General features: G+C 54.1%; 24 protein-coding genes. 16 read left to right on the top strand and 8 right to left on the bottom strand.

The genetic code is table 11. From position 1 onward, the window contains the following. Positions 1-4 precede the first annotated feature (4 nt). Both eda and pgl read left to right on the top strand, forming a co-directional pair. Positions 5-619, top strand: coding sequence for a bifunctional 4-hydroxy-2-oxoglutarate aldolase/2-dehydro-3-deoxy-phosphogluconate aldolase (gene eda, locus Q0O07_RS03600; protein WP_295490451.1), 615 nt, complete (start codon positions 5-7; stop codon positions 617-619). Between the two features lie 16 nt (positions 620-635). Further along, entirely contained in the window at positions 636-1,343 is a 708-nt protein-coding gene (gene pgl / locus Q0O07_RS03595; protein ID WP_295490449.1) for a 6-phosphogluconolactonase, read from the top strand. A 53-nt stretch (positions 1,344-1,396) separates the two neighbouring features. Here pgl and dksA read toward each other — a convergent pair whose 3' ends face one another. After that, positions 1,397-1,762 carry an RNA polymerase-binding protein DksA gene (gene dksA / locus Q0O07_RS03590; protein WP_295490599.1) on the bottom strand — a complete coding sequence of 122 codons (366 nt, stop codon included), beginning with the start codon at positions 1,760-1,762 and terminating at the stop codon, positions 1,397-1,399. 460 nt (positions 1,763-2,222) lie between these two features. Between dksA and serS the strand changes: the two genes are divergently transcribed. After that, complete coding sequence (serS, locus tag Q0O07_RS03585; protein ID WP_295490447.1) at positions 2,223-3,503, top strand: serine--tRNA ligase; 1,281 nt, start codon at positions 2,223-2,225, stop codon at positions 3,501-3,503. Further along, complete coding sequence (surE, locus tag Q0O07_RS03580; protein ID WP_295490445.1) at positions 3,503-4,270, top strand: 5'/3'-nucleotidase SurE; 768 nt, start codon at positions 3,503-3,505, stop codon at positions 4,268-4,270. The genes serS and surE overlap by 1 nt, the downstream gene beginning before the upstream one ends. 9 nt (positions 4,271-4,279) lie before the next feature. On the opposite strand, the gene Q0O07_RS03575 is transcribed toward surE, so the two are convergent. Beyond that, positions 4,280-4,684: a DUF1761 domain-containing protein gene (locus Q0O07_RS03575; RefSeq protein ID WP_295490444.1), complete on the bottom strand. Its 405-nt coding sequence runs from the start codon at positions 4,682-4,684 to the stop codon at positions 4,280-4,282. 86 nt (positions 4,685-4,770) lie between these two features. On the opposite strand from Q0O07_RS03575, the gene rimO reads away from it, so the two are divergent. After that, on the top strand, positions 4,771-6,135 hold the full coding sequence (gene rimO, locus Q0O07_RS03570) for a 30S ribosomal protein S12 methylthiotransferase RimO (RefSeq protein ID WP_295490598.1): 1,365 nt from the start codon (positions 4,771-4,773) through the stop codon (positions 6,133-6,135). On the opposite strand, the gene Q0O07_RS03565 is transcribed toward rimO, so the two are convergent. Further along, positions 6,136-6,945: a DUF1295 domain-containing protein gene (locus tag Q0O07_RS03565; RefSeq protein WP_295490442.1), complete on the bottom strand. Its 810-nt coding sequence runs from the start codon at positions 6,943-6,945 to the stop codon at positions 6,136-6,138. Next, positions 6,942-7,508 (bottom strand): lysophospholipid acyltransferase family protein, encoded by a 567-nt coding sequence (locus Q0O07_RS03560; RefSeq protein ID WP_295490596.1) that lies wholly within the window; start codon positions 7,506-7,508, stop codon positions 6,942-6,944. The genes Q0O07_RS03565 and Q0O07_RS03560 overlap by 4 nt, the downstream gene beginning before the upstream one ends. A gap of 158 nt (positions 7,509-7,666) precedes the next feature. Between Q0O07_RS03560 and Q0O07_RS03555 the strand changes: the two genes are divergently transcribed. Next, a complete protein-coding gene (locus Q0O07_RS03555; RefSeq protein WP_295490441.1) occupies positions 7,667-8,806 on the top strand; it encodes a beta-ketoacyl-ACP synthase III in 1,140 nt (379 codons plus the stop codon). Between the two features lie 141 nt (positions 8,807-8,947). Here Q0O07_RS03555 and Q0O07_RS03550 read toward each other — a convergent pair whose 3' ends face one another. After that, positions 8,948-9,124, bottom strand: a complete 177-nt coding sequence (locus Q0O07_RS03550; RefSeq protein WP_295490440.1) for a PspC domain-containing protein — start codon at positions 9,122-9,124, stop codon at positions 8,948-8,950. A 381-nt stretch (positions 9,125-9,505) separates the two neighbouring features. Here Q0O07_RS03550 and recF point away from each other — a divergent pair, with 381 nt between their 5' ends. Further along, positions 9,506-10,564, top strand: coding sequence for a DNA replication/repair protein RecF (gene recF, locus Q0O07_RS03545; RefSeq protein WP_295490438.1), 1,059 nt, complete (start codon positions 9,506-9,508; stop codon positions 10,562-10,564). A 31-nt stretch (positions 10,565-10,595) separates the two neighbouring features. Here recF and clpA read toward each other — a convergent pair whose 3' ends face one another. After that, entirely contained in the window at positions 10,596-12,938 is a 2,343-nt protein-coding gene (gene clpA / locus Q0O07_RS03540; protein WP_295490437.1) for an ATP-dependent Clp protease ATP-binding subunit ClpA, read from the bottom strand. A 130-nt stretch (positions 12,939-13,068) separates the two neighbouring features. Continuing rightward, positions 13,069-13,266 (bottom strand): DUF1192 domain-containing protein, encoded by a 198-nt coding sequence (locus tag Q0O07_RS03535; RefSeq protein ID WP_295490435.1) that lies wholly within the window; start codon positions 13,264-13,266, stop codon positions 13,069-13,071. Positions 13,267-13,347: 81 nt separating this feature from the next. Between Q0O07_RS03535 and Q0O07_RS03530 the strand changes: the two genes are divergently transcribed. Beyond that, positions 13,348-14,346 (top strand): NAD(P)H-quinone oxidoreductase, encoded by a 999-nt coding sequence (locus Q0O07_RS03530; RefSeq protein ID WP_295490433.1) that lies wholly within the window; start codon positions 13,348-13,350, stop codon positions 14,344-14,346. Positions 14,347-14,361: 15 nt separating this feature from the next. Here Q0O07_RS03530 and Q0O07_RS03525 read toward each other — a convergent pair whose 3' ends face one another. Beyond that, complete coding sequence (locus Q0O07_RS03525) at positions 14,362-15,333, bottom strand: alpha/beta hydrolase (protein ID WP_295490431.1); 972 nt, start codon at positions 15,331-15,333, stop codon at positions 14,362-14,364. Positions 15,334-15,492: 159 nt separating this feature from the next. Between Q0O07_RS03525 and Q0O07_RS03520 the strand changes: the two genes are divergently transcribed. The 8 genes from Q0O07_RS03520 to Q0O07_RS03485 all read left to right on the top strand — a co-directional run bounded on the left by Q0O07_RS03520 (position 15,493) and on the right by Q0O07_RS03485 (position 23,354). Then, complete coding sequence (locus tag Q0O07_RS03520) at positions 15,493-16,194, top strand: DUF1013 domain-containing protein (protein WP_295490430.1); 702 nt, start codon at positions 15,493-15,495, stop codon at positions 16,192-16,194. A gap of 48 nt (positions 16,195-16,242) precedes the next feature. Beyond that, positions 16,243-17,343, top strand: coding sequence for an MBL fold metallo-hydrolase (locus tag Q0O07_RS03515; protein ID WP_295490428.1), 1,101 nt, complete (start codon positions 16,243-16,245; stop codon positions 17,341-17,343). Between the two features lie 7 nt (positions 17,344-17,350). Next, positions 17,351-19,033 carry an AMP-binding protein gene (locus Q0O07_RS03510; RefSeq protein WP_295490593.1) on the top strand — a complete coding sequence of 561 codons (1,683 nt, stop codon included), beginning with the start codon at positions 17,351-17,353 and terminating at the stop codon, positions 19,031-19,033. Between the two features lie 13 nt (positions 19,034-19,046). Beyond that, positions 19,047-20,156 carry a DNA polymerase IV gene (gene dinB / locus Q0O07_RS03505; RefSeq protein WP_295490427.1) on the top strand — a complete coding sequence of 370 codons (1,110 nt, stop codon included), beginning with the start codon at positions 19,047-19,049 and terminating at the stop codon, positions 20,154-20,156. A gap of 54 nt (positions 20,157-20,210) precedes the next feature. Beyond that, positions 20,211-20,855, top strand: a complete 645-nt coding sequence (locus tag Q0O07_RS03500) for a TetR/AcrR family transcriptional regulator (protein WP_295490425.1) — start codon at positions 20,211-20,213, stop codon at positions 20,853-20,855. Between the two features lie 319 nt (positions 20,856-21,174). Next, entirely contained in the window at positions 21,175-22,116 is a 942-nt protein-coding gene (locus tag Q0O07_RS03495) for a nitronate monooxygenase family protein (RefSeq protein ID WP_295490424.1), read from the top strand. Between the two features lie 8 nt (positions 22,117-22,124). Next, positions 22,125-22,520 carry a ribose-phosphate pyrophosphokinase gene (locus Q0O07_RS03490; RefSeq protein ID WP_295490423.1) on the top strand — a complete coding sequence of 132 codons (396 nt, stop codon included), beginning with the start codon at positions 22,125-22,127 and terminating at the stop codon, positions 22,518-22,520. Positions 22,521-22,550: 30 nt separating this feature from the next. Continuing rightward, complete coding sequence (locus Q0O07_RS03485; RefSeq protein WP_295490422.1) at positions 22,551-23,354, top strand: TIGR03084 family metal-binding protein; 804 nt, start codon at positions 22,551-22,553, stop codon at positions 23,352-23,354.

Below are 23,354 nucleotides of genomic sequence, written 5' to 3'. Positions count from 1 at the left end.
GTATATGGTAGCAATCGAAAAAATCATGCGCACCGCGCCCGTTATTCCGGTGCTGGTTATCGAAGATGCCACCCATGCGCGTGGTATAGCGGAGGCATTAGTTGCGGGCGGACTTCCCGTGCTTGAGGTCACGTTGCGCACAGCAGCGGCCTTGGACGCGATTGCCGAGATGAGAAAGGTCCCCGGCGCGATTGTTGGCGCTGGTACTATCGTCGACATTCCGGGTCTCGAATGCGCGATCGCCGCTGGCGCTGAGTTTATTGTCTCGCCCGGCCTTACCGACAATTTGGGTAAGGCAGCCATCGCCAAAGGCATAGCATTCTTGCCCGGCATCGCCAGCGCAAGCGACATCATGCGCGGGCTGGATTTGGGACTGAGGCATTTCAAATTTTTCCCGGCGGAGGCTAATGGTGGCCTTCCTGCGCTCAAGGCCCTCATTGGCCCATTCGGCCAGTGCCAATTTTGCCCAACGGGTGGCATAAAACAGGATACAGCAGCAGATTGGTTGGCCGCACCGGAAATTTTATGTGTTGGCGGTAGCTGGCTTGTTGGTAAAGGCGTTCCCGATGTTGCCGCGATTGAATCGGCAGCGCGTGCCGCATCGGCATTACGGAAATAATGGAGACACAAGGCGTATGGCCGAAGAAATCGAATGGTGGGATTTTGATGCTGCGGAAGATTTAATCGACGCAGTCGTAGGCGATGTCAGCTTCATCATCGAAAGCGCGTTGGATGCGCGTGGTCAGGCGCTGGTAGCATTTCCTGGTGGCGCAACGCCCAAACCGATTTTGGAAAAGCTTGCGCAAGCCAATATTCGTTGGAAAAATGTTACGATTATTCCAACCGATGACCGATTGGTACCCGTCGACAACCCCTTGTCCAATGTGGCGATGATTGCCAAAATCTTCATTCCAAAGGGTGCGCGGGTGCTGCCAATCGCAAGCGATGCCGCCGACTATAAGCTGGCGGGTGGCGCGGCAAATGCCCGGTTGGCGGACCTTCATTGGCCGCCGGATTTGGTTTGGCTCGGCATGGGCACAGATGGCCATACAGCATCGATCTTCCCCGGCCCTGATTTTGATTCGGCGATGGACAGCGGCAAAGATGTGCGGGCCGTGGGCGTTGCGCCCGATCCGTTACCGCCCGAAGCGCCCTTTAATCGGGTGACCTTAACAGGTGTCGCCATCGGCGCGGCGCGGACGGCGATTTTGGTGATCAATGGTGCAGAAAAGCGCAAGGTACTTGCAGCAGCCATCGAACAGGGCGGAAAATCAACCTATCCGATTGGCCGCGTGCTTGACAAGATTGTTGTGCCTGTCGACATTTACTGCCTTGATGACTGATTAGGCGCGCGCATTTTGCTGGGGATTTGCTCTTACGTCTCTCAGCAGAAGCATCAGTCGTCGCGCGACACCCGTTCCTGACGTTCGTGGCGTTCTTGCGCTTCGAGTGTCATTGTTGCAATCGGTCGGGCGCGGAGGCGTGCGAGCGAAATGGGCTCGCCGGTCACTTGGCAGTAACCATATTCGCCCTCGGTGATGCGACGCAATGCGGACTCGATTTTGCCGATAAGCTTACGTTGGCGGTCGCGGGTACGAAGTTCGATACCCCAATCGGTCTCGCTTGAAGCGCGGTCGTTCAGATCTGGCTCACGCATGGGACCGTCTTGAAGCTGGTTCAGCGTTCCTTGGGCCTCCACCAAGATGCTATTTTTCCAGTCAACGAGCTGCTTTTCAAAATATCGTAACTGCCGATCGTTCATAAATGGCTCGTCGTCGCCAGGTACGTATGAATCGTCGAGGCCGAAGTCAGCGGCGCTTGTTTCGCTGGTCGTATCTTGAGGCTTGGCGCTTACGCCCATCGTAATTCTCCACCCCCGGGGCAGGCCCTCCAGAACGAAGTAGTCTGCGTCCAATCCACTCTTGGCGGCGCTATAGACTCGGGCCAAATGCGGCACAAGCCAAATGTTACGTGGTGTCTTCAATTGCGCAAAGGCTGTGGAAGAGGTTCAAGCGCGGGGCAGTTCGCGTTTTAGGCATGGACAATTTTGCGCTCACTGGCGGAGTTAGCTAGGGAAAATAGCGTTGTTTCCACATGCTGGCAGTCGTCCCGCCAAGAAAGCTATGGCAAGCCACATTGTGTAAGTGCCGTGCAAACGCCGCCAACTTTTCGTCACCCTTTTTCATTGCGAAACCGCCACTCGCGGGGCATAGCCTGCCGTCATGCATGACCTAAAATATATCCGTGAAAATCCCAACGACTTTGATGCTGCATTAACGCGCCGGGGCTCTGAACCCGTTGCCGCGACCATCCTTGCTTTAGACGAAAACCGGCGCGCTATCTTGACTGAGATGCAAAATGCGCAGGCCCGCCGCAACGAAGCGTCAAAATCTATTGGCGCAGCCATGGGCAAGGGCGATACCGCAACGGCCGAGGTCTTAAAGGCCGAAGTTGCGCAGTTGAAAGACATTTTACCGCAGTTGGAAGAACGCGAACGTGCGGCGGGGACGGAGCTCGACGCCTTGCTTGCGGGCTTACCGAATTTGCCAGCGGCTGATACACCCGATGGCGCAGATGAGACCGAGAATGTCGAAATTGCCCGCTGGGGCAAACCACGCGATTTTGATTTCGAACCCCGCGACCATGCGGATATCGGTCCCGCCCTTGGCCTCGACTTTGAAACCGGTGTTGCCATTTCGGGTGCGCGGTTTACCTTCATGCGCGGACAGATGGCGCGCTTGAACCGCGCGCTTGGTCAATTCATGCTCGACCATCAAACGGCACAGCGCGGCTATACCGAGTGCGCTACGCCTTATTTGGTGCGACAGGAATCTCTGTTTGGAACAGGGCAGCTTCCCAAATTTGCCGAAGACAATTTTCAGACAACCGATGGCCGCTGGCTTATTCCCACTGCGGAAGTGTCATTGACCAACAGCGTACGGGAACAAATTTTAGACGAAAGCGCACTGCCGATCCGGTTGACCGCGTTGACCCCATGCTTCCGTTCCGAAGCTGGCGCAGCAGGGCGCGATACCAAGGGCCTTATTCGCCAACACCAGTTTGAAAAGGTGGAGTTGGTATCCATCGTCCGGCCCGAAGACAGCGCGGCAGAGCATGAACGCATGGTGGAAAGCGCCGAAGGTATATTGCAAGCGCTTGAATTACCGTATCGCAAGATGTTGCTATGCACAGGCGATATGAGTGCCAGCGCGCAACGTACTTATGATCTTGAGGTCTGGTTGCCAGGCCAAGGGCTATATCGTGAAATTTCAAGCTGTTCGAACTGCGGCGACTGGCAGGCACGGCGCATGAACACCCGCTACCGCCCCGCCGAAGGCAAAGGCAATATATTCGTCCATACGCTGAATGGCTCCGGCCTCGCGGTTGGCCGCACACTTGTCGCTGTCCTCGAAAATCATCAGCAAGCCGATGGCAGTGTCATTATTCCCGCTGCTTTATTGGGCTATATGGGCGGCCTCACAAAATTGGAGCTTGCAACCTAATGCGTATATTATTGACCAATGATGACGGCGTAAACGCCCCAGGTCTTAAGGTATTGGAGGCAATCGCCCGCACGATCAGTGATGATATCTGGATCGTTGCGCCTGCGGAGGAAAACTCGGGCGCTGGCCATTCACTTACCCTGACGAAGCCTGTGCGCATTTACCAGCATGGGGATAAGCATTATTCGGTTTCAGGCACGCCCACAGATTCTGTTATGCTTGGCATTGGTGTGATCATGAAGGAGGCAAAGCCTGACCTGATCCTATCCGGCGTCAACCGTGGTGCGAATTTGGGCGATGATGTTACCTATTCAGGCACAGTCTCCGCCGCGATGGAAGGGGCACTGGCAGGCATTCGCTCCATTGCACTGAGCCAAGTCTACAGCAAAGAAGGCATGGCCGATGCTGTGCCATTCTCGGCAGCGGAAGCTTGGGGTGAGCGCGTCCTTCGTCCGTTGCTCGATATGCAAAACACGCCACGCACATTGACCAACATCAACTTTCCGCCGCTGCTGCCCCAAGACGTGAAGGGGATCATAGTCGCGCGTCAGGGTTTCCACGACTATAGTCGTGGGTCAATTGTCAAAGGCACGGACCCGCGCGGATATGATTATTATTGGTTTGGTTTGCATGGCATGTTGCACACGCCGGGCCATGACACCGACCTTGAAGTCATTGAAGACGGTTATATTGCCGTGACCCCCCTGCAACTTGACCTGACGCACCATGAATCTTTGGGAACATTGAAGCAAAGATATGGCGGCTAGATACTCACCCTAATGCCCGACCAGCAGGAAGACCAAACCCATCGCGACATAGAAGACCAGCCAATATCCCGCATCAATCGCGAACAACCGGCCCGACTTGCGCGAAAACAGATAATTGGTACCAATGGCGGGGATGATATAGCCAAGCGAAATGCCGACAGATATCATCAGCGTCGAACGCGCATTGGTATCAAAAAATGCCAGTAAATGGCCAAGAAAAACTGCCGATAGCACCGAAAAGGCAAAGGTCAGGCCGTAGATTTTAAGCATGTTGCCGTTCCGCAATTGCGCATCGGTAAATCCATGTTCCGCCATCCATGCTTTGCCGAACAGAGGTCCGTACCACAAGCCTCCAATCAGAAATCCGGTCGCCGCAGCCACCAAAATTGCCAGTAAATTCGCATTAGCCATCATGATCCTTCGCATAGCTACAAGCAGCAAGCATGCGCTTGTTCGCCAGCCGTGACAAGCCTGCCGAAACGCGCTATGCGCCGACCATCATGGCAACAATCATTAAAGCAGCGCCGAAAGTCGGCATGGTATCGCTTGGCTGCCCCAAGGCGCTGGTCGATAGCGAACGGATTCTCACTAAGCTGCGTGCAGACGGCTATGGCCTGTCGCCTGATTATGCGGGTGCCGATGTGGTGCTCGTCAATACGTGCGGTTTTCTCGACTCTGCAAAGGAAGAGAGCCTTGACGCCATTGGCGAGGCTATCGCGGAAAATGGCCGTGTTATTGTGACGGGCTGCATGGGTAATGAAGCCGATGTTATTCGCGCGCGCTTTCCCGATGTTTTGGCGATTACGGGTGCGCATCAATATGAGGCTGTGGTAGCGGCAGTCCACGAAGCAGCGCCGCCGACGCGCGGTGCATTCGTTGATCTTGTGCCTGAAGGCGGATTAAAGCTTACGCCGCGCCATTACAGCTATTTGAAAATTTCCGAAGGCTGCAACCACAGCTGCGCGTTCTGTATTATCCCGACCCTGCGCGGAAAGCTTGCAAGCCGCCGGATTGATGCTGTGCTGCGTGAGGCGGAGAAGCTTGTTTCCGCTGGTACCAAAGAGCTGCTGGTCATTTCGCAAGACACTTCGGCTTATGGGGTGGATACGCGGCATGAACCGCGCGCATGGAAGGGGCGTCAGGTGCGTGCACATATGACCGACCTTGCGCGCGAATTGGGCGGCTTGCGCACCAGCGATGGCATCGCGCCATGGGTTCGGCTGCATTATGTTTACCCTTATCCCCATGTGGATGATGTCATTCCGTTAATGGCTGAAGGATATTTGACGCCGTATCTCGACATCCCGTTCCAGCATGCGGCACCCAATGTGCTCAAGGCGATGAAGCGGCCAGCTAATGAGGCAAAGGTGCTTGATCGCATCCGTAAATGGCGCGATATTGCCCCAGACATCGCAATACGTTCGAGCTTTGTCGTCGGCTTCCCTGGCGAAACCGAAGCCGATTTCGAATATCTGCTCAATTGGCTAGAAGAAGCGCAGCTAGACCGTGTTGGCGCATTCCGCTTTGAACCGGTGGACGGCGCGCAGGCGAACAATCTGCCCAACCCCGTGCCCGAAGCGGTCAAGGAAGAGCGGTTCCAGCGTATCATGGCAAAAACCGCCGCGATCAGCGCTGCCAAGCTTGCGGCAAAGGTCGGACGCAATATTCCCGTAATCATCGACGAAATCGGCGACGTGGACGCAGACAATAGCATCGGTGCAACTGGACGGTCGCAGGCCGATGCGCCTGAGATTGACGGACATGTCTATTTGCGCGACGTCGCACCCACTTTAAAGGCCGGTGATGTCGTGATCGTCAACATTGAGGACGCGGACGAACACGATCTGTTTGGGGTGGTTGCCTGATTATCTGCGCTTAGGCGGTAAGGGAAAGAAGCCTGAAGTTCGCGCGACGTAATCGGCATATTCGGGCCGCGTCTTCTTCATACCCCGTTCCAACAAGGGCTTACCCGACCATCGCGTCAGGGTGAATGTCAAAAATATCGGACCAATGACGCTAACCCATCCTGCCAGCCCTGTTTCGCAGGCGATCAGCCAAATGCCCCACCATGTGCAGGCGTCACCAAAATAATTGGGGTGGCGGGTATAACGCCAAAGGCCAGTATCCAGAACCTTACCCTTATTAGCCGGATTGGCGCGGAATGCGTTAAGCTGCGAATCACCGATGGTTTCAAACAATATGCCGATCATCGCAATGATTGTGCCGCATAATGCCAACGGGCCCAATGCTATGTACCCACCTTCGCTTGCCCAAATACCAAGCTGCGCGGGGAGGGAGGTAATGAAAAGCAGTGGCGCTTGGGTGAGGAACACCGAAAGCAAGGATGTCTTGCTCCAGCTCCAGCCTTTTTTGTCCATCACGCTGCCCATGATTTTGGCGTAGCGCGGGTCTTCGCCATGCGCGCGCCAGCGTGTCCACAGATGAAAGGTCAGGCGTAGGCCCCAAAGGCTAGTCAAACCAATCAGCAAATGGGACCGCGCGTCCGGCGCGCTTGATTGCGCCCAAGTCGCCCAAGCCAACAATACCATCCCGAATGCCCAAAAGGCATCAATGAATGACACATCGCGAATTCTGACCGAATAAGCCCATAAGGCAAGAATCACGGTTAGCAACGCCGCAGCATTGATAAGCATCGTCGATCCAAAATCAGTCATGCCTCGTCCTTCGCAAATATCTCGGTCATTCCTTTGGCCGGGTGCTTTGGTTTAACCTTCGCATAGACTTCTGCAACCTTCGCCATATCGGCTTTGTAATCACCGGTTGGCCATATGGCAGGCCCAAGCCCGCCGGTTTTGGAACCATAATCCATCATGCCCAATACCAACGGTACGCCTGCACCCATGGCAATATGGTAGAAGCCAGTTTTCCAAGCCTTAACCGTGCCTCGCGTCCCTTCTGGCGCGATGGTGAGCATAAATTCGTCGCGACGGCCGAATTCATCGATCATCTGCTGCACATAATTGCGGTTTGAACTACGGTCGACAGGAACGCCGCCCATATCGAGCATGAAGTTGGTAAACGGCCAGCGGAAAAGCGAAGTTTTAGCCATGAAATGTGGCTTAATTCCCAAGTCTTCGGTCAGTCCCAAAAAATAGAAAAAGTCCCAGTTGCTGGTGTGTGGTGCGGCAATGAGCACGAATTTGCGTGGCTCCGGAACGACGCCATGCGCCCGCCATCCGCCGCGTTTATATATACCAACCAACACCCGCCTAAACATTTGGGATAGCCAGCTGGGCTGGCGTTCATTCAAGAACATTATCGTACTCCTCCCACAATCCTCACATAACGCCGTTGCAATGCATTTCAAACGGCTTGTTTCGTAAATACGCAAAGGCTAGGCATCCGGACGCAATAAAAATCAACGCGGGAATTTACATGTCGCAACATGCACACGGTGACACTCCAGTCATTTCTTCAACCGGATTGTTTACCCCATCTCATATCATCAGCAACGCGGAACTGGTCGCGAGCTTCAATGCCTATGCCGACCGCTACAACGCCGCCAACCCGCAAGCAGAGCCGCTGACGTATAGCTCAGTTGAATTTGTCGAGAAGGCTAGCGGGATTAAATCCCGGCATGTGATCGATAAACGCGCCATCGTCGATCCCGACATCATGGAGCCACGTTACCCCGAGCGGCCAGATGACCAGATTTCGTTAATGGCCGAAATTGGTGTCGCGGCATGCCGTGATGCGCTGGAACGCGCTGGTCGCAACATTCAAGATGTAGATGCCGTTTTATGCGCTGCGTCGAATATGCAGCGCGCTTATCCCGCCATGGCGGTTGAGATCCAACATGAGCTTGGTATGCAGCGCGGCTTTGGCTTCGACATGAATGTTGCTTGTTCTTCAGCGACGTTCGGCATTCAAACCGCAGCTGACTATATCCGCAGCGGAAATGCACGTTCGGTATTGGTCGTAAATCCTGAAATAACCTCAGGGCATCTTAACTGGCGCGACCGCGACAGTCACTTCATCTTTGGGGATGTAGCGACAGCCATATTAGTTGAGGCAAAGGATATGGCGCCCGCGCAGCATTGGGAAATTCTAGGCACGCGGTTAAAAACGCAATTCTCGAACAATATCCGCAACAATTTTGGTTTTCTCAACCGCGCGCACGGGCAGGGTCCGGTCGACCAAAGCGGACCGCGCAATGATAAGCTATTCGTTCAAGAGGGCAGGAAGGTGTTTAAAGAGGTTGTCCCGATGGTTGGGCAAATGATCATTGAACATGCCGAAAGCCTGGGCTTATCTGGCACAAATCTGCGCCGTATGTGGCTGCATCAAGCCAATACGGGCATGAACAGACTGATTGCACAAAAGGTTTTAGGGCATGAAGCGAGTGAGGATGAAAGTCCTACAGTGCTTGATACCTATGCCAACACCTCAAGCGCTGGTTCCATCATCGCCTTTCACAAGCATAATGAAGACCTGGCCGCAGGGGATATTGGTTTGATTTGCTCGTTCGGCGCGGGGTATTCGGCTGGCTCGGTATTTGTGCGGAAAGTCGCTTAATATATGAGGCAGCGGATTTAGGCGGTAAGCCCCGTTGCCAGTTGACGTCAGCTAAAGGTTCTTTGCGCCATTCGGTCCCTGCGGGGGATGCAAGTCTGTTTTACATCCCCTGCCAGCCCGCTTGCGACAACTTTGTGCGCGTTAGTCGAGTATCAACGCCAGCAAAATGTAAATCAAAACTGGCGAACCAAAGCCGACAACCGTTGCAACGGCGAAGACCAAGCGAATGATCATGGCATCCATGCCAGTCCAGTTGGCAAGGCCAGAGCAAACGCCGAGAATTTTCTTATTGGCTTTATCAAGTGTCAAACGTGTCATTAAATTGCTCCCTAAACTCAAAATATGGGATTTTGTTATGCTATGATCGCAACGGCAGGTGCAATGGCAGGTGCCACGCTGATGCCGATAGTGATGAATGCGCAGATAACTGCTGCGAAAGCCGATAGAATTTGTGTGTGTGCATATTGTGTCATGTTGATTTCCTTTTCGATGTCCCGGACCATGCCGGCTATGTGAACTACTGTGCATAGCTTATGCCAAAATTGATTTTTCTATTAAAAACAATGAATTGTGACATATCTGGGATTGCTGCATGATTGGAATAAATTCATATATTGGGAAATCATGCCAATATTTGGGAGTGGTGGAGTGGCAATAGCCGCTTGACCAAAAATGGTCATACTATAGCAGACGCATGATATGACGCTGTCGCGACTAACCCTGAATGATTTTCGAAATCATGCTGCGCTGGAGATCCAGCCAGAGGCGCAGTTCATTGCACTTCACGGGTCAAACGGGGCCGGTAAGACGAATATCCTGGAGGCAGTGTCGCTTTTGGTACCGGGCAGAGGTCTTCGCCGGGCGGCCATGTCTGACATGGTGCGCAACGAGGGCAGTGGCGGCTTTGCTATCGTTGCGCATGCTGGCGGCAATGTGATTGGAACTGGGGTCAGCGCAGAGCAGCCTGAACGGCGCAAGGTGCGGGTGAACGAGAGTAATGCGGCGATAAACAGCCTTGCCGAATGGCTGTCGGTTATCTGGCTAACCCCAGCGATGGACCGCTTGTTTGCAGACGGCGCAGCCGCGCGTCGGCGGTTTCTGGATCGCTTGGTATTGGCGATAAACCCGGGCCACGCGCGGCACAGCAGCCGATATGAAAAGGCCATGCAACAACGCAACCGGCTTTTGGCGGGCGGTGTTGGTGCCGACCCATTATGGTTAGATGCGCTTGAGGCGCAGATGGCGGAGAGCGGAAATTATATTCAGGCGGCCCGCATTTGGGTTGTTGAGGCGTTGAGTGCTCAATTGCTGACAAACATATCCGGGCCATTTGCCACGCCGCAGATTAAATTGGTTGATAAGGTTGCAACTGCCGATGGCGATCTTGCGTCTGCATGGCGCAAGGGACGAAGCCGTGACGCCGCTGCCGGGCGCACTTTGCTTGGCCCGCATCGTGCCGACCTCGAAGTATTACACAGCGCCTCAGGACAGGTCGCGGAGCAGTGTTCTACAGGGGAGCAGAAGGCATTATTGCTCTCTCTCATCCTTGCGCACGCGGCGCTTGTATCGGCGCAACGTGATGCCCCGCCGATCTTGCTGTTGGATGAGGTCGCGGCGCATCTCGATCCGTCAAGACGTGCTGCGTTATTTGCGTTGTTGGCAGATACCGGGGCGCAAGTCTGGATGACCGGAACTGAACCCGAATTGTTTAAGGATATTGGGCCGTCTGCCCAGTTGTTGCCAATCGGCCAGATTTAGAATGCTCCCCTGATCGCAGGGGAGCATGTATTTAGCGGGCTTTACTGGACTTTTTCGCAGCACTCTTCTTTGGCGACTTAGGCTTGGCAGACTTAGGCGGTGCGGGTGTTACTTCAAATGCGGGCTGGTCGTCCTTGATACGCACAGCAACTTCACCACCATGAATGAGTTTGCCAAACAACAGCTCTTCCGCAAGCGGCTGTTTGATCTTTTCCTGGATAAGACGACCCATCGGGCGCGCGCCATATAGCTTGTCATAGCCACGCTCAGTCAACCAAGCCCGTGCTTCATCATCAAGCTTGATATGCACATTTTGGTCGGCAAGCTGCAACTCTAACTGCAGGATGAACTTGTCGACGACGCGCGCTACAACTTCGGTCGGCAGATAGCCAAATGGTACCGTTGCATCGAGGCGATTGCGGAATTCCGGTGCAAACGTTTTCTTAACGGCCTCATCACCTGCATCTTCCTTGCTGATGTTGTTGCCGAAACCAATGCCTTCCTTCGCCATGTCGCTGGCACCCGCATTGGTCGTCATGATCAAAATGACATTACGGAAATCAACGGTCTTGCCGTGATGATCGGTCAGGCGACCATTGTCCATCACCTGCAAAAGGATGTTAAACAGGTCCGGATGCGCCTTTTCGATTTCGTCGAGTAACAGCACGCTATGCGGGCTTTGGTCGACGGCATCTGTCAGCAATCCGCCTTGGTCAAAGCCGACATATCCGGGAGGGGCGCCAATCAGACGGCTGACGCTGTGACGTTCCATATACTCAGACATGTCAAATCGCTTGAGCGGAATGCCAAGGATAGAAGCCAATTGCCGCGCGACTTCGGTTTTACCGACGCCAGTCGGGCCGCTGAACAAATAGCTGCCGATTGGCTTTTCGGTATCGCGCAGACCAGCACGGCTGAGCTTGATGGCGCTCGCCAACACTGCAATCGCCTTGTCCTGTCCAAACACGACGCGCTTGAGATCGGCCTCAAGCGTGCCAAGCGCAGTCTTGTCATCGGTCGAAACTTGCTTTGGCGGGATGCGGGCGATCGTGGCAATAACGGCCTCAATTTCCCGGGCTGTGATGATCTTGCGACGCTTTGACGGGGCCACCAGCATCTGCATGGCGCCAACTTCGTCAATCACGTCTATCGCCTTGTCAGGCTGCTTACGGTCGTTGATGTAGCGTGAGGACAGCTCTACCGCAGCCTTGATGGCGTCGGGGGTGTATTTCACCTTGTGATGCTCTTCAAACGCGCTGCGCAAGCCGGCAAGGATCTTGATCGTATCTTCAACGCTTGGCTCGTTGACATCAATTTTCTGGAATCTGCGCAGCAATGCGCGGTCTTTTTCAAAATGGTTGCGGAATTCCTTGTAGGTGGTCGACCCGATGCAGCGGATGGTTCCGCCGGACAAAGCGGGCTTCAGCAAGTTTGACGCGTCCATTGCACCGCCGCTGGTTGCGCCAGCGCCAATCACTGTGTGGATTTCGTCGATGAACAGGATCGCGTCCGGCAGCTTCTCCAACTCGGACACGACCGCCTTTAACCGCTCTTCAAAGTCACCGCGATATCGCGTTCCAGCCAGCAATGCGCCCATGTCGAGCGAGTAGATCACTGCTGGTAAAAGAACCTCAGGCACCTGATTCTCAACGATACGGCGGGCCAGACCCTCTGCAATCGCTGTTTTTCCAACGCCCGGTTCACCCACATATAGCGGGTTATTCTTCGACCGGCGGCATAATATTTGGACAGTGCGGTCAACTTCGGCAGCCCGCCCGATCAGCGGGTCAATGCGGCCCTGCTTGGCTTTTTCATTCAGGTTAACGGTGAACTGGTCCAGCGCACCTTCTTTCTTGTCTTTTTTCGTCTTGGCGTCTTCGGGCTCTTCGCTTTTCTGCTCAGCGCCGGTGACTGACCGAGGTTCGGCTAGCTTGCCGTCCTTGCCGATGCCATGGCTGATATAAGATACGGCATCGAGCCTACTCATATCCTGCTGTTGCAAGAAATATACGGCATAGCTCTCGCGTTCTGAAAACAAAGCGACCAGCACATTTGCGCCAGTTACGACGTCTTTACCGGAACTTTGGACATGCAGAATCGCCCGTTGAACGACGCGCTGAAAGCCGCTTGTCGGCGACGGGTCAACCTTGCCCTCCACGCGTAGGCTTTCCAACTCGGTATCCAAATATGTAATGATGATGTCCGAAAGTTCGCCAAGCTCGACACCGCAAGCCTGCATGACTTTTGCTGCGTCCGCATCTTCAATGAGCGCCAGCAGGAGATGCTCCAGCGTTGCGTATTCATGCGCACGGTCGCCAGCATGCTTCAAGGCGTTATGAAGTGTGGTTTCCAACGACTCTGCAAATGATGGCATAATTCCGTCTCCCTAAAATGAGTCGCTGCGCGTTCTCTACACTATATCGGCGCGGGCTTCGGTGCTTTCAAGCATGATGACAGATATAACGGTTTGGCTTCCCGCTTTCTGCGCATTGGCCCGCTATGAGTCACTTCTTGAACAACGCGTCGGCAACGCTTCTGTGCTTGCTTGCAAACGTAATTTTGGTTTCGCAGCGCGTAATTTCGGCCTTTAGCGCCGCGATCCGCAATTCAAGTTCCGCGACAGACAAGGCGTCAATATCCTGCTTAACAAGATTTGCCACAGGATCGTCGCGTCGGCGCGGTAGATTTTCGTCAATATCCATAACGCATATTTTACCGATGGACGGTTGCTGTCAATATGAAGCTTGCTTAAAGACTGACCATTCACAAGGGATAACTTAGTAATGGCACAGTTACCGGATCACATGACCGCAATCGAAATTTCGACGCCGGGCGGGCCCGAAGTGCTTGTCGCGTCGCGTCGACCGCTGCCTGTTCCAGATGTGGGCGAAGTGTTGTTGAAAGTCGCTTATGCGGGCGTCAACCGGCCTGACGTTATCCAGCGCAAAGGACTTTATCCTGCGCCTCCGGGCGCGAGTGATCTGCCGGGGCTTGAAGTGTCGGGCATAGTCGTCGCCGTGGGGGATGATGTCGACCCGACCATAATCGGTGCCCGTTATTGCGCGTTGGTATCTGGCGGTGGATATGCCGAATATTGCCTCGCGCGGTTGGATGTGTGCTTGCCAGTTCCTGCGGGCATGGAGATGGCTGCGGCTGCGGCCTTGCCTGAAACATTGTTCACCGTCTGGCATAACGTGTTTGAGCGGGGCTATGCTACCGCCGGCGAGACCATATTGATTCACGGCGGGACCAGCGGAATTGGTACCATGGCAATCAAGCTGGGCAAGCTTTTCGGCCTGACGGTGATTGTGACCTGTGGTTCTGACGACAAATGCGCAGTCGCCGAAAAAATTGGCGCTGACCACGCCATCAACTATAATGATTCCGACTTCGTCGAACGTGTCAAGGCGCTCACAAATGGCGAGGGCGTTCACCTCGTGCTTGATATGGTCGCAGGGAGTTACGTGTCGCGCAACCTGCAGTGTTTGCGCGAAGACGGGCGGCATGTGACCATTGCGGTGCAGGGCGGGATGACAGCAGAAATCAACATGGCTTATGTCATGTCACGCCGCCTGACGCTGACTGGGTCAACGCTGCGCCCTCGAACCGCCACGTTTAAGGCGATGCTTACGCAGGAAATATCGGCCAATGTTTGGCCGCTGGTTTGTGATGGTACGCTGCGTCCGGAAATGGACAAGGTTTTTCCTCTAGCCGAAGCCGCCGCCGCGCATGCTTATATGGAATCTGGCGCGCATGTCGGGAAAATCACGCTGGCGGTTTAAGCACGAAATACAGCTTTATGCCTTCGGCGCTTGCGTTCCCAATCCATCCAGCCAGATTTTGACATCATTGGCGCTCTTCTGCGGAATCTCCTCCATCGGGATATGGCCAACATTGGGGTAAATAATCAGCTTGGCCTGCGGCATGGCTTCCGCGAACCATTTGGCCGCTGTGACGGGGATTAAATTATCTTCCGCGCCCCATAAGATTAAAACGGGCACCTTTATAGTCGAAAGCCGTTCTTTTGTGCCGGACGCCATGCTCTTGGAACTTGAAAAGCGTTGCATGGTTGCGGTGCGGTTGCCGGGATAGCGGTTTAACTCCCAATATCTATCAATGAGCTTGTCGTCGATTCCGGATTGAACGCTCATCGACGTTTTGACGCTCGATTCAAAAATGCTGCGGGGTGCGATGAAGCGTGCGGCTTCTTTTATCACGGGCATGCGCATCAGCCGGAATCCAAGTGGCATTTCTCCGGACCTTGCATTTGGTTGTCCACTGGCATCAACCAACAACAAAGCTTCGATTTTCTCCGGATGCTCCAATGCATATGCCCACGATACGCCGCCGCCCATCGAATTGCCGCCGATCACGGCCTTATCAACATTCAACTGGGTCAATAAACGGTCAACGACGCGCACATAAGATGCACTGTCGTAGACGCCTGCGGGGTTATTTCCAGTCAGGCCATGTCCGGGAAGATCGAGCGAAATAATGCGATAGTCTTTGCCCAAAATGCCAACCCACTGCTCCCATGTATGGAGCGATGCGTTTGAGCCGTGAATGAGAACGAGCACGGGCCCGTCCTGTTTTCCTTCGTCGCGATAATGCACGCGCAGACCAGACTCCAATTTGGCAAAGCGCGAAGCGGCGCTGCCATATTTGCGCTCCATCTGGGCGGCATCCGTGTCAGGCGCATAGCCCCAGAGGAACAGCGCGGCCAAGGCGGCAAGCAACAAAATGAAGAGCCATTTGATCAAACGTAGCATTTCTTCCCCCAATGATTGCTCCGGAATGCACGGCTGGTGCGGCGCGTGCAAGTCCAAACGCGCATTGTCGCTTGCCGATATGGCAAACTTCGCCTAATGCTGATCCACGACATTCAGGCCGCTCCGTAAGGGGCGTCCCTTATTATTGGAGCAAATGACATGGCTACCCCTTTGATGCCACATGCGACTGCCGCTTGGTTGGTCGACAACACGGGTTTGAGCTTCTCGCAAATCGCCGAGTTCTGCGGTATTCATATCCTTGAAGTGCAAGCCATGGCTGATGACATGACTGGATCGAAATATACCGGGCGTGATCCTGTGCACGCCGGGGAACTGGCGATGGAAGAAATTGAAAAGGGTCAGGCGGATGAGGATTATGTCCTTAAAATGTCCAAGGGACCGGATCAGGTTCGTCGCACAAAAGGGCCGCGTTATACACCAGTGTCGAAGCGTCAGGACAAGCCGGATGGCATTGCTTGGTTGCTGCGCAATCATCCTGAAATTTCGGATGGCGCGATCTGCAAGTTGATCGGTACGACGCGCAATACAATTGCGGCCATTCGTGAGCGTAGCCACTGGAACATTGCTGAAATTCAGGCGAAGGACCCCGTCACGCTTGGTTTGACATCGCAGCGCGAACTGGATGCGATCGTGAACCGCGCAGCAAAGAAAGCGGGTATCGACAACACCGCTGCCAATGATGCGCGCCTTGGAACCGATCGCGACGCGTTGATCGAAGAATTGCGGGCAGAACGTGCGGAAGCTGCACGCCGCGCCGAAGCTGCGTTGAATGGCGAAGACGAAAATGTGGGCAAGGCAGAATTGACCGCCGACACCTTATTCAAAAAAGCTGGCGAATAATCCAAACGTGATGATTGCCTTAATCGTTTGATTAAGGCACGACGGGGTATGGCAATTTCCAAACCCCCCGCATATGACGCATCGCTTGCCGACCATGGATTTGAAGCAAGAGAGCTTAAGGGGCTAACTTACCCCTTGGGTGAACACGCTCCGCAATATGGTGAAATTTATCCAATAGCGCCCGATATGGGTTGGACGCGGATGCCCGTGCCCGGCAATTTGGCGCATATCAATTTATGGCTGCTGGATGAGGCGAACGGCGGATATGCGATTGCCGATACGGGCCTGTTCATGCAGCCAACGATTGACCAATGGCAGTTGCTTTTCAAGGGTGCGTTGGCGCACCGCGACCTAACACGGATTTTCGTAACGCATTTCCATCCAGACCATGTGGGCTGCGCGGGTTGGTTGGCCAACAAGTTCAAAGTCCCGATCTGGATGAACCGCACCGAATGGCTGATGGCACGCATGCTGACCGGCGAGCAGTTAGATCACCCGCCAGAAGACGTCTTGAGCAATCGAAAATTTGCGGGCTTTGACGAAGAACGCATCGATATATTGCGAAAAGGCGATTGGGGCGGTTTTGCGAGAGCCGTATCCAAACTTCCGACGGGGCATGTGCGCATGGATGACGGACAAGTCATTCGGGTTGGGCGACGCGACTGGACGGTGATGACTGGCGGTGGACACACACCTGAACATGCTTGCTTGGTAGATTTCGGCAATGGAATGATTATTGCCGGGGATCAAATTTTGCCGCGCATCACATCAAACGTATCGGTCATGGACAGCGAGCCAGAGGCCGATCCGCTCGGTGAATGGCTGGCGTCCATTGCGAAATTCCGTGCGGCTTTGCCAGCTGATATGTTGGTGCTGCCCGCACATGGGGAACCATTTACTGGGGTGCATGTCCGTCTGGACAAGCTTGCCTCGGGACATCATGAACGGCTTGATAAGCTTGAATTGCAACTGCGCACCACCGAAATGCGCGCCGTTGATACATTCTCCTTACTGTTTGACCGCGAGATTGACGATAGCGTCTATGGCTTAGCTGCGGGCGAGGCGCAGGCGCATCTGCGACATTTGCATTTTGCGGGGCGGATAAAATGTGAAATCCGCGATGGCGTTGGCTGGTATCACGCGGCATAATGTCTGCATGACACAGAGCATTTGGAACGATCGCTATTTTCATCCTATCAAATGGGATCAGCAATTTCCCGCATTGGCGCTACATGACATGTTTTTCCAATCGGCCGAGCGCATGGGCCGCGCAGCCATGGCTGACTTCATGGGCCGCAAATACAGCTATGCAGAGATGGCGCAGACTGTGCGGCGTGTCGCCCGCGGGTTGCAAAATAAGGGTATAGGCAAGGGCGACCATATTGGCCTGTTCCTGCCCAATGTGCCGCAATATATCGCGGCTTATTATGGCGCCTTGGCAGCGGGGGCGACGGTCGTGAATTTTTCGCCGCTCTACACCGTTGATGAACTGGCGCATCAGGTCGCCGATAGTGGTACTTCCATTTTGTTCACGGTCTCTGCGGCGGCGCTATTGCCCACGGCGATGAAGGTACTCGATAATAGCAGCCTGAAAGAATTGATCGTCGGAAGCGTGTCCGAAGCGTTGCCCAAAGCGAAAAGCTGGGCATATCGTGTGTTCAAACGCAGCGAGATTGCGGCGATACCCTCTGATAGTCGCGTGTCTACTTTTGCCCATCTGGTCGCAAATGCAGGCGATTATACGATTCAGCCATGCGCACCCGAAAAAGATATTGCGCAGTTGCAATATACGGGCGGGACTACTGGCACCCCCAAAGGCGCAATGTTAAGTCATCAGAATATCACAGCCAATGCGCGGCAGATTAACATGCTTGATCCGCATAGCAGAATGAATCAGCCGGATGGACCATTGGACGATCGTATCCTTGGCGTCCTGCCGTTTTTCCATGTCTTCGCAAATGCAACTGTCCTTAATCGCACAGTCGCCAATGGCGGTGAAATTGTCATGCTGCCCCGATTTGAGGCAAAGGCGGCTTTGGCGGCGATTACCCGCGCAAAGATAACTTCGCTTCCTGGCGTGCCGACAATGTATCAAGCATTGCTGGATTGCCCGGACCTTGCAAAGACCGATTTTAGAAGCCTTCGCGCCTGTATTTCGGGCGGCGCGCCCTTGGCCGGTGAACTGAAAAAGCGGTTTGAGACAGCTACCGGAGCTGTTGTTATAGAAGGCTATGGCTTAACCGAAAGCTCAGGCGTGGTTTCGTGCAACCCTTATGAGGGCCTGAACAAGATTGGCAGCATCGGGCAACCTGTCCCTGGAACCGACGTCCGGCTTGTTGACAAGGAGGACCCGACTAAGCCCGCTCCACCCGGCGAACCCGGCGAGCTTACTTTCTCTGGTCCACAGGTTATGTGCGGATATTGGAACCGGCCAGAGGCGGATGCAGAAGTATTTCTCGGCAAGTATCTTCGAACAGGTGACGTCGCGACGATTGACGAAGATGGTTTTATCTACATCGTTGACCGGTTGAAGGATATGATCGCCGTTGGCGGGTTCAAGGTGTTCCCAAGCCAAGTTGAAGACGTCCTCTACCAACATCCAGCGGTTAAGGAAGCGCTCGTTATTGGCGTTTCTGATGCATATCTCGGCGAAATTCCGCGCGCCTTTGTGACATTGCAAAATGGTGCGACCGAAGATGGCGCAGCGCTTGCAGCGTGGCTCAACCCGAAATTGGGTAAACATGAACGCGTCCAAGGTGTCACGATCATGGACGTCTTGCCAAAAACAATGATCGGCAAGCTTGACCGCAAAGCGTTGCGGGTGGCGCTGGGTTCCTAGGCCTTAGTCTGCGATGGAAGGAGATTCCGCTCTTATCCGCAAGATAATCCATGTCGACATGGATGCATTTTACGCCAGCGTGGAGCAGCGGGATAATCCTGATCTGCGCGGCAAGCCTGTCGCTGTCGGCGGGTCGTCCAAACGCGGTGTTGTGGCGGCGGCGAGTTATGAAGCGCGGGCGTTCGGTGTGCGCTCGGCCATGCCTTCTGTCACGGCGCAAAGGCAATGCCCCGACCTGATTTTCGTCAAACCAAGGTTTGAGGCCTATAAAGTGGTGTCCGGACAGATTCGCGAGATATTCGCGCGGCACACCGATCTTATTCAACCACTCTCTTTGGATGAGGCCTATCTTGATGTGACCCATGACAAGCAAGGCATCGGGTCGGCGGTGAAGATTGCCAAGGCGATCCGCGCGGCTATCCGCGACGAGACGGGCCTTACTGCAAGCGCCGGTGTAAGCTATAACAAGTTCATTGCAAAGCTGGCCAGCGACCAGAATAAGCCCGATGGAATGTGCGTCATTTTGCCAGATCAAGGTCCGGAATTTGTAGCTAGCTTGGCGGTCCGCCGTTTTCACGGTGTCGGGCCGCGCACCGCTGAGAAAATGGCAAAGCTGGGCGTACATACGGGCGCGGACCTTGCGCTAAAAGATGAGGCGTGGCTGGCGCAGCATTTTGGCAGTTGGGGCGGCTATCTTTTCTGGGCCGCGCGCGGGATTGATCACCGTCCGGTCAACGCCAATGCTGTGCGCAAATCTATCGGGGCGGAAAGTACCTATTTCAGCGACAAAAGCAGTGAGCCAGAACTGCGCGACGCATTAGAAGAAATGGTCGATATCCTTTGGGGCCGCATTGACCGGTATCAGGCAGAGGGCAGGACATTAGTATTGAAGGCGCGTTATTCGGATTTCCGGACGATCACGCGCTCTCGCACCGTGGGACAAGCCTTGTCGGATCGTGCGACTATTGCGCAAGTTGGGCATGCGTTGCTTGATCAGATTTTACCGGTCGAAATGGGCGTTCGGCTCCTTGGGCTGACGTTGTCGGGACTTGTCGACCAAAGTGATATTCCTGCAAAAGCGACGACGCAGGGACAATTCACATTTGACCACATTGAAAAATGAAACAATCCGCGTTATGTCACAAAACTGTGATGCAGATATAATACAGGAAGCGTTATGGCACGGCCACACACTGATATAGAAGCCGGCAGAATCGCGTTGCTTGAAGTGGTCGATGACCTTGTTCGCAAGCGCGGGTCGGCCGATATTTCAATGACCGATCTGGCCGCCGCAGCGGGCATGTCTCCATCCAATCTGTATCGCTTTTTCGATAACAAAGAAGCGTTGCTTGAGGCCGTTGCCGATCGTTTCTTTGCCGAAAAAGTAGGGATAATGGTTGAGGTGGCTGAGTCTGACTTGCCAGTTCGCGACAAAATGTACCAATTTTTTGCGCGGCGTTACTTGGCTATCGTTGAACAGTATGAGGCGGAGCCTGACCTGTTGAAAAGCTATCTGGAAATTGGTCATCAATATTTCGAGGTCGTGCGCGGCTACGTTGATTTGGGGGATCATTATCTGTCGATCATTGTGGCTGAGGCGATGGAGCAGGGCTATTTCGAAGGCCTGTCTATCGATGAGGCCGTGTCGCTGATTAATCAAATGGTGCAATGTTATACGAGCCCCGATATTCTTTTCCGCGTCGGGACAACGAAGTTGAGCGTTGCTAAGCTGGCCATGATTGTGGATGCTGTTTTTTTAGGGCTGGGTAAAAAAATGGCGGCCCATTCGGCCGCCGGGTCGCATATCAAAATCGTGTCTTAGGCGCGTTTATTTGCGCATAAGTTCATCATCTTATGGGCGACGGGGCGACCAATGCATATTCGCTTTTACAACACGCCCCCTCTGATTTAAGCAGGCGATTAAATTATGGGAGAGAATGAATATGCGCGTCGAGAACGCCGTGTTTCCTGCCATGGAGCAAATCACGTCCTTTTTCCGAGGCGCTGAAAATGGCCCCTTTGTGATGCTCAATCTCCTGAAGTTCAAAGAGACCCCCCCGAATATCATATGATTTAAGTACATCGCAAAGCCGGATTCGCCGGACAACGCAACATACGCACTAGCCAGATTGGACGTTGATATGAAGCCCATGAAAAACCGCATGATCGACCTGCTCGGTGTCGAATATCCCATCATTCAAGCGCCAATGGGATGGATTGCGCGGGCGCAACTGGCATCGGCGGTGTCGAACGCAGGGGGGCTTGGCATAATCGAAACATCATCTGGACAGTTGGATGAAGTGCGCGCCGAAATCATCAAGATGCGCGAACTTACCGATAAACCCTTTGGCGTGAACATCGCGCAAGCCTTTGTGCGTGATCCCGGTATCGTCGATTTTGTCGTCGACCAAGGTATCAAATTTGTAACCACATCTGCGGGCGACCCTAATAAATATTGCGGGGCATTAAAGGCAGCGGGCCTTACGGTGTTTCACGTCGTACCAACACTGGCCGGTGCATTGAAAGCCATTGATGCCGGTGTTGACGGCCTTGTAGTCGAAGGCGGCGAAGGCGGTGGTTTCAAAAATCCGAAGGACGTCGCCCTGATGGTCCTACTACCGCTCATCCGGAGCAAAGTTGACGTGCCTATTGTGGCCGCTGGCGGTATCGTCTGCGGACGGACAATGGCAGCCGCATTTGCGCTTGGCGCTGAGGCAGTGCAAATGGGCACACGGATGGTCAGCGCTGCGGAATCACCTGTGCACCATAACTGGAAAGACGCGATCATCAACGCGAAGGAAACCGATACGCTTTTCCTTAACCGCCATGGGCCGGGACCGGCATTGCGCGCCTTGCGCACTGAACGAACAACACAACTGGATGTTGAACCAACGGACAATATCATGGCTGAAATGCGCGGTGTGCTTGATTTGTATTTTGGCGGTGACATGGAGGCTGCGATCGCCCTTTCTGGGCAAGTGGCCGGGCGCATTGATGCGGTGAAACCCGCCAAGCAGATCATCAACGAGGTGATAGACGAGTTTTATACTGTCATGAATGATTTGCGCCGTGACTATCTGTAGGATGTGATTTGGACCCAGTCCTTGAAGAGTTTCTGAGCGATCCTGCGGCGGACGTTTCTGCGCTGCACGATGTTGCGCGGATCAAGGCCATATTAGAGCAATGTGGGCGTGATAGCCGTGCGATCAGCTATTCCGAGCTTTTGTTGAACATTGGCTTTCGTTTCACGCGGCCCAAAATGCGGGCGGTATGCAAGACGCTGGATAAAATAGACCAGATTACCGCCGAGGAAGGCGCACCTGCGCTCGCGGTGCTTGTGGTGCGTGAAGGGGACGGCTTGCCCGGCCAAGGCTGGTGGACAGGGCGGCGCGATTATCAAGGTGCATGGACAGGGCCGCAAGCGCATGCCCATATCCGAAAGCTTCAGGATGATGTGTTCGCATATTGGCAAGACCGACCACTTTGAATTTGAAACTGATCTGGGACAACGAGACTAATGCAACAGGCAAATGATTTTTTTGATGAAAGCAAGGCGTTATGCGCACAACTGACGCCGCTTTCCGAGGTGGATTTTGACGCACAGACCCTTTTCAAGGGCTGGACCGTAAACAACATCATCCGCCATTTGCATGTTTGGAACATAGCCGTGGATTTATCATTGCGTGACGAGGCCGCGTTTGGCGCGTTTATCGCCGCGATGATGGCTGGCGTTCGCGGTGGTAAGCTGCCTGAGTTTGAGGCGCGCTATCTGGATGGTCTTTCGGGCCATGCATTGCGAAACGCATGGATAGAGCGCGCCGAAGCTACTGCCGTTGCATTTTCTGCGTTGGATCCGAAGCTTCGTCTCAAATGGGTTGGGCCCGATATGAGTGCGCTAAGTTCAATTACAGCGCGGTTAATGGAAACTTGGGCACATGGGCAGGCCGTTTACGATGTGCTTGGCGTGGATCGGCAGGACACTGACCGGATTGGAAATATCGCACGTCTTGGCGTGAATACTTGGGGCTTCACATGGAAAAATCGCTGCATTGAGCCACCGGGGCAGATGCCGAAATTGCGCCTGTCCGCCCCATCGGGTGCGGTCTGGGAATATGGCGAGCTTTCCGAAAGTGGTATGATATCCGGCAATGCGACAGAATTTTGTCAAGTCGTCACCCAATGTCGCAATATTGCGGACACTGCGCTTGAAGTCACAGGCGAAGTCGCGCATCAATGGATGCGTATTGCGCAATGTTTTGCAGGGCCGCCACAGGACCCACCAGCAAAAGGTACGCGACATCGCGCCGACAGGGGAGTTTGA

Origin of the sequence: Sphingorhabdus sp. EL138, assembly GCF_945890115.1 — a bacterium.
Classification (GTDB): domain Bacteria; phylum Pseudomonadota; class Alphaproteobacteria; order Sphingomonadales; family Sphingomonadaceae; genus Sphingorhabdus_B.
Note: the sequence above shows the minus strand (reverse complement) of the source record. Positions and strands in the feature narration are given on the sequence as shown.

Coding starts and splice junctions, on each gene's coding strand:
- eda (WP_295490451.1), top strand. CDS start 5: ATGGTAGCAATCGAAAAAATCATGCGCACCGCGCCCGTTATTCCGGTG.
- pgl (WP_295490449.1), top strand. CDS start 636: ATGGCCGAAGAAATCGAATGGTGGGATTTTGATGCTGCGGAAGATTTA.
- dksA (WP_295490599.1), bottom strand. CDS start 1,762: ATGAACGATCGGCAGTTACGATATTTTGAAAAGCAGCTCGTTGACTGG.
- serS (WP_295490447.1), top strand. CDS start 2,223: ATGCATGACCTAAAATATATCCGTGAAAATCCCAACGACTTTGATGCT.
- surE (WP_295490445.1), top strand. CDS start 3,503: ATGCGTATATTATTGACCAATGATGACGGCGTAAACGCCCCAGGTCTT.
- Q0O07_RS03575 (WP_295490444.1), bottom strand. CDS start 4,684: ATGATGGCTAATGCGAATTTACTGGCAATTTTGGTGGCTGCGGCGACC.
- rimO (WP_295490598.1), top strand. CDS start 4,771: ATGGCAACAATCATTAAAGCAGCGCCGAAAGTCGGCATGGTATCGCTT.
- Q0O07_RS03565 (WP_295490442.1), bottom strand. CDS start 6,945: ATGACTGATTTTGGATCGACGATGCTTATCAATGCTGCGGCGTTGCTA.
- Q0O07_RS03560 (WP_295490596.1), bottom strand. CDS start 7,508: ATGTTTAGGCGGGTGTTGGTTGGTATATATAAACGCGGCGGATGGCGG.
- Q0O07_RS03555 (WP_295490441.1), top strand. CDS start 7,667: ATGTCGCAACATGCACACGGTGACACTCCAGTCATTTCTTCAACCGGA.
- Q0O07_RS03550 (WP_295490440.1), bottom strand. CDS start 9,124: ATGACACGTTTGACACTTGATAAAGCCAATAAGAAAATTCTCGGCGTT.
- recF (WP_295490438.1), top strand. CDS start 9,506: ATGACGCTGTCGCGACTAACCCTGAATGATTTTCGAAATCATGCTGCG.
- clpA (WP_295490437.1), bottom strand. CDS start 12,938: ATGCCATCATTTGCAGAGTCGTTGGAAACCACACTTCATAACGCCTTG.
- Q0O07_RS03535 (WP_295490435.1), bottom strand. CDS start 13,266: ATGGATATTGACGAAAATCTACCGCGCCGACGCGACGATCCTGTGGCA.
- Q0O07_RS03530 (WP_295490433.1), top strand. CDS start 13,348: ATGGCACAGTTACCGGATCACATGACCGCAATCGAAATTTCGACGCCG.
- Q0O07_RS03525 (WP_295490431.1), bottom strand. CDS start 15,333: ATGCTACGTTTGATCAAATGGCTCTTCATTTTGTTGCTTGCCGCCTTG.
- Q0O07_RS03520 (WP_295490430.1), top strand. CDS start 15,493: ATGGCTACCCCTTTGATGCCACATGCGACTGCCGCTTGGTTGGTCGAC.
- Q0O07_RS03515 (WP_295490428.1), top strand. CDS start 16,243: ATGGCAATTTCCAAACCCCCCGCATATGACGCATCGCTTGCCGACCAT.
- Q0O07_RS03510 (WP_295490593.1), top strand. CDS start 17,351: ATGACACAGAGCATTTGGAACGATCGCTATTTTCATCCTATCAAATGG.
- dinB (WP_295490427.1), top strand. CDS start 19,047: ATGGAAGGAGATTCCGCTCTTATCCGCAAGATAATCCATGTCGACATG.
- Q0O07_RS03500 (WP_295490425.1), top strand. CDS start 20,211: ATGGCACGGCCACACACTGATATAGAAGCCGGCAGAATCGCGTTGCTT.
- Q0O07_RS03495 (WP_295490424.1), top strand. CDS start 21,175: ATGAAGCCCATGAAAAACCGCATGATCGACCTGCTCGGTGTCGAATAT.
- Q0O07_RS03485 (WP_295490422.1), top strand. CDS start 22,551: ATGCAACAGGCAAATGATTTTTTTGATGAAAGCAAGGCGTTATGCGCA.